The organism is Natronomonas sp. (genome assembly GCF_036625485.1).
Taxonomy (GTDB): domain Archaea; phylum Halobacteriota; class Halobacteria; order Halobacteriales; family Haloarculaceae; genus Natronomonas.
Genome location: NZ_JAZKTR010000153.1, coordinates 1 through 5,826 on the forward strand (window position 1 = coordinate 1; position 5,826 = coordinate 5,826).

The following is a 5,826-nucleotide window of genomic DNA, read 5'->3' on the forward strand; positions in this document are numbered from 1 at the left end:
GCTCTCTCGTCATTGCGGGAAATCGAAGATTTCCCGCTTGCAGTCAGAATCCTCCGGATTCTGACGACATCACGAAAGGCACGAAGCGCCTTTCGAACGACAGCGACATATCCTCACTTCGTTCGGATAGGGGCCGCTGAGGCGACTAAAATGAACGCCAGCCGACTTCGCCCTTCGATTCCACCAGGACAGCACCGCAACCGCAGCCACATACCTCCCCAGCCGACTCCTTCACCCTCGCTTCGCTCGGGTTCAGTCGTCCCTCGCGCGCTGGCACCCGACCGCCGCTCGCGGGCTCACGGGTCGCTGCGCTCCCCGTTCGCCATCGAGGGTTCCCTTCGGTCACCCTCGCAACCTCGCGGCGGTCGGCCAGCACGCGCCATTTAAATATCCCAACGGCCGGGAACGAGTGGTCGCCGCCTCGCGCGGCGACCCTCGTAATCCGGGGAAGGGCAGGGCTGTGCAGTTACCTGGCGGACTGAAAGGGCGAGGTGTGGAGGCGTTCAATTTAGTCGCTAATCGGGCCCTATCCGAGCGAGCAACGCGAGCGAGGATATCCCGATTAGCGACCGCCTCCGCACCGAGGGCTTTCTGGGCCGTTGCGGTCAAACAGTCGCCGCGCTCGGTTTATAAATCGGAGAATTCAGAGCCAGCGAAGTTACCTAGTGCTCGTCGCGCAGTTCGATCTCTGCGACCAGCTCGTAGGGGTCCTTCCCCTTCCGAATCGCATCGAGCATCGCGAAGGCCTCGTCGGGTTCGAGGAAGTGCTCGGTGACGGCCCGACCGATGGGCGTCGGCTCGAAGCCGTCGATGAAGTCGTACTCCAGCAGTTTCCCGACGGCGTGTTTCGTCGGCACCTCGCCGACCATGCGGTCGTTGAGGCGTTTGGCGCCCTTGCCAGCGACGGTGATGTTGGCCAGCGTCTCCTCGATGGCCGAGGTTTCGTCGTAGCGGGTGATGACCGGCTCCATCTCGCCCTTGAGGAGTTTGAAGGCCACCTCGTCCTCGCTCATCTCCATCGAGTTGTGGTAGGTGGCGTCCGGTTCGACCAGCATGTACATCGTCCCCTGGTCGTGGTAGTCGGGCCGGCCCGCACGCCCGAGCATCTGCTCGAACTCCTGGACGTTGAGCCACTCGATGCCCATCGCCAGCGAGTCGAAGACGACCTGCGAGGCCGGGAAGTCGACACCCGCGGCGAGTGCGGCCGTCGTGACGACCGCCGCGAGGTCCTGATTGCCGAACTGGCGTTCGACCTTCTTCCGGCGGCCGTAATCGAGGCCGGCGTGGTACGGCGCCGAGTCGTATTCGAGTTTCCGCGAGATCTCGTGACAGCGCCGTCGGGAGTTCGTGAAGATGATGGTCTGGCCGCGATAGCCCATCGAGGATTTCGAGTCGAAGGCGCGTTTGACCAGTTTGTTCTCGATGTCGAGTTTCTCCTGGCCGTCGGCGAAGGTGACGTGGCGTTCGATGGGCACCGGCCGCTCCTCGAACTCGATGCATTTGGCGCCGAGTTTGCTGGCGAGTTCGCCGGGGTTGCCGACCGTCGCCGAGAGGTAGACCCACTGCGTATCGCAGCGGTTCGTCTCGCAGTAGTGCTTGAGGCGGGAGATGAGGCCGTCGAGGCGGTGGCCGCGGCCCTCCTCGCCGAGGTTGTGGACCTCGTCGATGACGACGGTGCCGATATCGCCCATGTCCTTGCCCGTCCGGAGGGCGTGGTCGATGCCCTCGTAGGTGCCGACGATGACGTCGGCGTTGGGGTCGAAGCGGTTGCCGTCGTCGCGGATGCGCGAGGAGCCGACCCGAATCGAAACGTCGAGCAGGTCGCCGTAATCGTCCTCGAAGTCCTCGTGTTTCTGGTTCGCAAGCGCGACCAGCGGCACGAGAAAGAGCATCTTCCCTTCGCCTTTCAGCGCGCGGTCGATGCCCGCCAGTTCGCCGACGAGCGTCTTCCCGGTCGCCGTCGCGGAGACGACCAGCTGGTCGTCGCCGTCCAGCAGGCCGTTCTCGACGGCCAGACTCTGGACCGGCAGGAGTTCGTCGAACTTCTGGAGTTGCGATTTCAGGTCGCCGTGGACGTCGAGGTCGCGCGTCGAGACGAGGTCGATATCGTCGGTCGTGGCGCTGATCTCGTCGAACTTCGTGAGTTCGGGGTCGAGTTGTCCCGACAGCAGGTTCTTGACGCGTTCGAGGTCGCCGACCTCCAAGAGGAGGTCCTCAAGTCGGTCCCGGGCGCCCGACCGGAGGCCGCGGTAGTTGGCCTCCCGTTCGAGTTCGCGGCGGGCACAGTCCGGACAGATGTGCTCGTCGTCGGCCTCGATGGCCGTCTCGGAGGTCAGCGGCGAGTACCGCCCCTTGCCGGCACAGTACCGGCAGGTTCGGACCTGCTTGGCGTCGAGTTGGTAGCCGTCGAGCATCTCTTCGAGGTCCCGCCGTCCCTCGCGGGAGGTCTGCTCGGAGATACGGATGCGGCGGGCGCGGCGAGCCATCTCGACGAACTGTTCGGGTCGTCGCGGCACCTCGTCGTCGCCGTCCTTGACGCGGAAGCGGCCGGGTCGCGGGCCGGCACTCGTCTCCTTGAGTTCGAGTCGCCCGCGGAGCAGTCGCTCGCCATCGCGGCGGACGACGACGGTGTACTCGTCGCGACCCTCGTGGAGAAAGAGGGTATCGACGTCGGCGACCTGCTGTGACACTGAGCGTCTGTAGTGTATCCGGGTATTTCAGTCGTCCGGGATCGGTGTGGACGGATGCCACACCCAGCGGGGCCGTCTTATAAGACGGTGCGTGTGTTAGGTTAGCACACTGTCCTCCGCGTCCCGTCGCGTATCGGGGAGGACACCAACAGGAGGGGACCACGATGGCAACGTACATTCACCTGATGGAACTCGGCGAGGAGAGTCTCGAAACGATGGAGAAAAGCCCGGACCGACGGCAGGCCGCACGGGAGATGGTCGCCGAGTACGGCGGCGAGTTGCGGGACATGTACTACACGTTCGGCCGACACGACGTGGTCGCCGTCGCCGAATACCCGGACGACGGCGCGGCCGCACGCGCCGCGATCCGGTTCCGCGGCGAGGGCAACACGAACGTCGAGACCCTACCCGCCTTCACCGAAGACGAGTGGGACGAACAGGTCGTCGCGGAGATGGAATAGCCGGAATCTGGCCGGCACGCCGCTATTCGACCAGCTCGATGCTATCGTCGCCGGTCGGCACCGCACAGATGAAAGAGCCTTGCTGGTCGCTCTCGTTGCGGTACCAGTGGACCGTCCCCGCCGGGATGTGCAGGGAATCGCCCGCCGAGACGGTGTGTTCCTCGTCGTCGATACCCACGACGTACCCGCCTTCCAGAACGTACTGCTCGTGTTCGATGTCGTTGGTGTGTTTCGGCACCTCGGCGCCGGCGTCGAGGACGAACCGGCGGATGGCGAGGTTCGGCGCACCGTGTTCGGCACCGACGAGGACGCCCTTCTGGAGCCCGTCGGCGGCGTCGACGGACTCGTAGTCGATCTCGTCGGCGCGGCGGATCAGCGGTCGGGAGTCGGATGCTGTCATGCACTCACCTACGACACCGACAACTACGAAACTCCCGGTCTGCACCCCGGCCGACCCAGTCGGGGTTTAAATTATCGGGGACCGTAGCGGGGGCCATGAAGGGATTTCGCATCGGGAGCGCCTTCGGTATCCCGATACGGTTGGATCTGACCTTTCTGCTCATACTGCCGGTGTTCGCCTACATCATCGGCGCGCAGATGGGCGAGTTGGTCGTCCTTCTCAACGACTCGATCGGCCTCGGTATCGAACCCGACGCGCTGACCGGGTCGGGACTCGCCCGCTACGGCATCGGCACCGTCGTCGCCGTCGGCCTGTTCGTCTGCGTCATCGCCCACGAGTTCGGCCACTCGCTCGTCGCTCGCCGCTACGACGTCCCCATCCAGTCCATCACGCTGTGGCTGCTCGGCGGCGTCGCCCAGATGGAAGAGATTCCCGAAGACTGGAAGAAGGAGTTCAACATCGCCATCGCCGGACCCATCGTCTCGGTGCTCGTCGGCGGCCTCTCCTACGTCGCCTTCCTGCTCGTTCCGGCAGACGGCTTCCTGCTGGAGGCCACTCGCTTTACGCTCGCGTACCTCGCCATCATGAACGTCGTGCTGGCCGGCTTCAACCTGCTTCCGGGCTTCCCGATGGACGGCGGGCGTATCCTCCGGGCGCTTCTGGCTCGCGACCGGCCGCACGCACAGGCCACCCAGCAGGCCGCGAAGGTCGGCCAGGCGTTCGCCGTCATGCTCGGGCTTTTCGGCCTGCTCGCGGGGTTCAACATCTTCCTCATCATCCTCGCGTTCTTCATCTACATCGCCGCCGCCTCCGAATCCAAGCGGACGGTCATGAACGCCGCCTTCGAGGGCGTCACCGTCGGCGACGTGATGACGCCGAGAGAACGCCTCGATGTGGTCTCACCGACGACCACCGTCGCCGAGTTCATGGACCGGATGTTCCGGGAACGTCACACCGGCTATCCCGTCGTCGAACGCGGGGCGGGAACCACCTCGAACGGCGCGAGCGGCGACCGGGCGCAAGCGGGCGACCGACCGGTCGGCGTCGTCACCCTCTCGGACGCACGGGGCATCAACGATGTCGAACGCGACGCCTATCGCGTCGAGGACGTGATGAGCAGCGACCTCCGGACGGTCACCTCGGAGACCCCGGTGATAGACGCCTTCGAGATCATGCAACGCGAGGACATCGGCCGCCTGCTCGTCGTCGACGACGACGGTACCCTCGTCGGACTCGTCTCTCGAACCGACGTGATGACGGCGCTGGAGATCGTCAAATCCGGCGGTCAGCCGGGAAGCAGCCGGCTCGGCAACGAGGCCGGAGCGACCGTCGAAACGCTGGAACGAGAGCGCACGTAACCCGGCTAGATCTCGCGGCGGTAACCGCACTCGCGGCACTCCCAGACTCCGTCCTCGATCTTCTCGAACTGGGATTTCTGGAACGACCCGCCGAGGCTGTTCGCACAGTCCGAGTTCGGACACCGATCCGATGGCGGTCTCATATGTTACCAACTATCAGTGTGCGTCGGCATATAATCCCCCGTCGCAGGCTCATGACAGCCCCCTTCTCAGGTCATTCCGCGCGGTCGACGTTCGCCGAGAGCCACGTCTCGGCCTCGTCGAGGGCGGCGGTATCCGCCGACGTGAGCTTCAGTCGATTGTGGCCCGATTCCTGTTCCGGATAACAGCCGACGGTGACGTCGAATCGCCTGTGTACCTCGTCGAGTCGGCCGAGGAGGCTGGCTTCGGGTTCGGAGGTGTAGACGAACCTCGATTCAACGTCCCCGGAGAACTCGGCTTCGACCGCCTCGAACATCCGCTTCATCTCCGAGGGAATCCCGGGGAAGACGTAGACGTTCTCGACGACACAGCCCGGCGAGAGTCCCGCGTGATTGATAAGCGGCCGGGACCCCTCCGGCAGGGTCGCCTCCGCCGCCGCGTCGACGTCGAGGTCCGGGTACTCGTCCGCGATGGCCTCCAGCGTCCGCTCGACGTCGGCCAGCGCGAGATCGTCGACGGCGAGTCCGCGGTCGAACGCGGCTGCGACAGCGTCCATCGTCAGGTCGTCCGGCGTTCGTCCGAGTCCACCCGTCACGATGACCGCATCGAAGGCATCGCTGTACCGCCGGACCGCCTCGACGATAACCGATTCGTCGTCAGGGACGGTCAGGATCCGTTCGACCGAGACGCCGCGCTCGGTCAGCCGTGTCGCCAGCCACGTCGCGTTCGTGTTCTCGGTGTCGCCGGCCAGCAGTTCGTCACCGACCGTCAGAAGT

6 protein-coding genes are annotated in these 5,826 nt (G+C 65.0%); 2 read left to right on the top strand and 4 right to left on the bottom strand.

Annotated elements, in window-relative coordinates; all coding sequences use genetic code 11:
- Positions 1–662: 662 nt before the first annotated feature.
- Positions 663–2,690: a DEAD/DEAH box helicase gene (locus V5A53_RS12410; protein WP_332313932.1), complete on the bottom strand. Its 2,028-nt coding sequence runs from the start codon at positions 2,688–2,690 to the stop codon at positions 663–665.
- A gap of 164 nt (positions 2,691–2,854) precedes the next feature.
- Between V5A53_RS12410 and V5A53_RS12415 the strand changes: the two genes are divergently transcribed.
- Entirely contained in the window at positions 2,855–3,151 is a 297-nt protein-coding gene (locus V5A53_RS12415; RefSeq protein WP_332313933.1) for a GYD domain-containing protein, read from the top strand.
- Between the two features lie 22 nt (positions 3,152–3,173).
- On the opposite strand, the gene V5A53_RS12420 is transcribed toward V5A53_RS12415, so the two are convergent.
- Positions 3,174–3,551, bottom strand: coding sequence for a cupin domain-containing protein (locus tag V5A53_RS12420; RefSeq protein ID WP_332313934.1), 378 nt, complete (start codon positions 3,549–3,551; stop codon positions 3,174–3,176).
- A 95-nt stretch (positions 3,552–3,646) separates the two neighbouring features.
- On the opposite strand from V5A53_RS12420, the gene V5A53_RS12425 reads away from it, so the two are divergent.
- Complete coding sequence (locus V5A53_RS12425; protein ID WP_332313935.1) at positions 3,647–4,909, top strand: site-2 protease family protein; 1,263 nt, start codon at positions 3,647–3,649, stop codon at positions 4,907–4,909.
- 5 nt (positions 4,910–4,914) lie between these two features.
- Here the strand turns inward: V5A53_RS12425 and V5A53_RS12430 are convergent, their stop codons facing one another.
- Together V5A53_RS12430 and V5A53_RS12435 are read right to left on the bottom strand one after the other, a co-directional pair.
- Positions 4,915–5,052, bottom strand: coding sequence for a hypothetical protein (locus V5A53_RS12430; RefSeq protein ID WP_332313936.1), 138 nt, complete (start codon positions 5,050–5,052; stop codon positions 4,915–4,917).
- Positions 5,053–5,123: 71 nt separating this feature from the next.
- The coding region (locus V5A53_RS12435; RefSeq protein WP_332313937.1) for a competence/damage-inducible protein A at positions 5,124–5,826 on the bottom strand (703 nt) is incomplete at its 5' end.

Bases quoted from the DNA above. Each gene is read 5' to 3' on its own strand.
- V5A53_RS12420 (WP_332313934.1), bottom strand. From the start codon at position 3,551: ATGACAGCATCCGACTCCCGACCGCTGATCCGCCGCGCCGACGAGATC.
- V5A53_RS12430 (WP_332313936.1), bottom strand. From the start codon at position 5,052: ATGAGACCGCCATCGGATCGGTGTCCGAACTCGGACTGTGCGAACAGC.
- V5A53_RS12425 (WP_332313935.1), top strand. From the start codon at position 3,647: ATGAAGGGATTTCGCATCGGGAGCGCCTTCGGTATCCCGATACGGTTG.
- V5A53_RS12415 (WP_332313933.1), top strand. From the start codon at position 2,855: ATGGCAACGTACATTCACCTGATGGAACTCGGCGAGGAGAGTCTCGAA.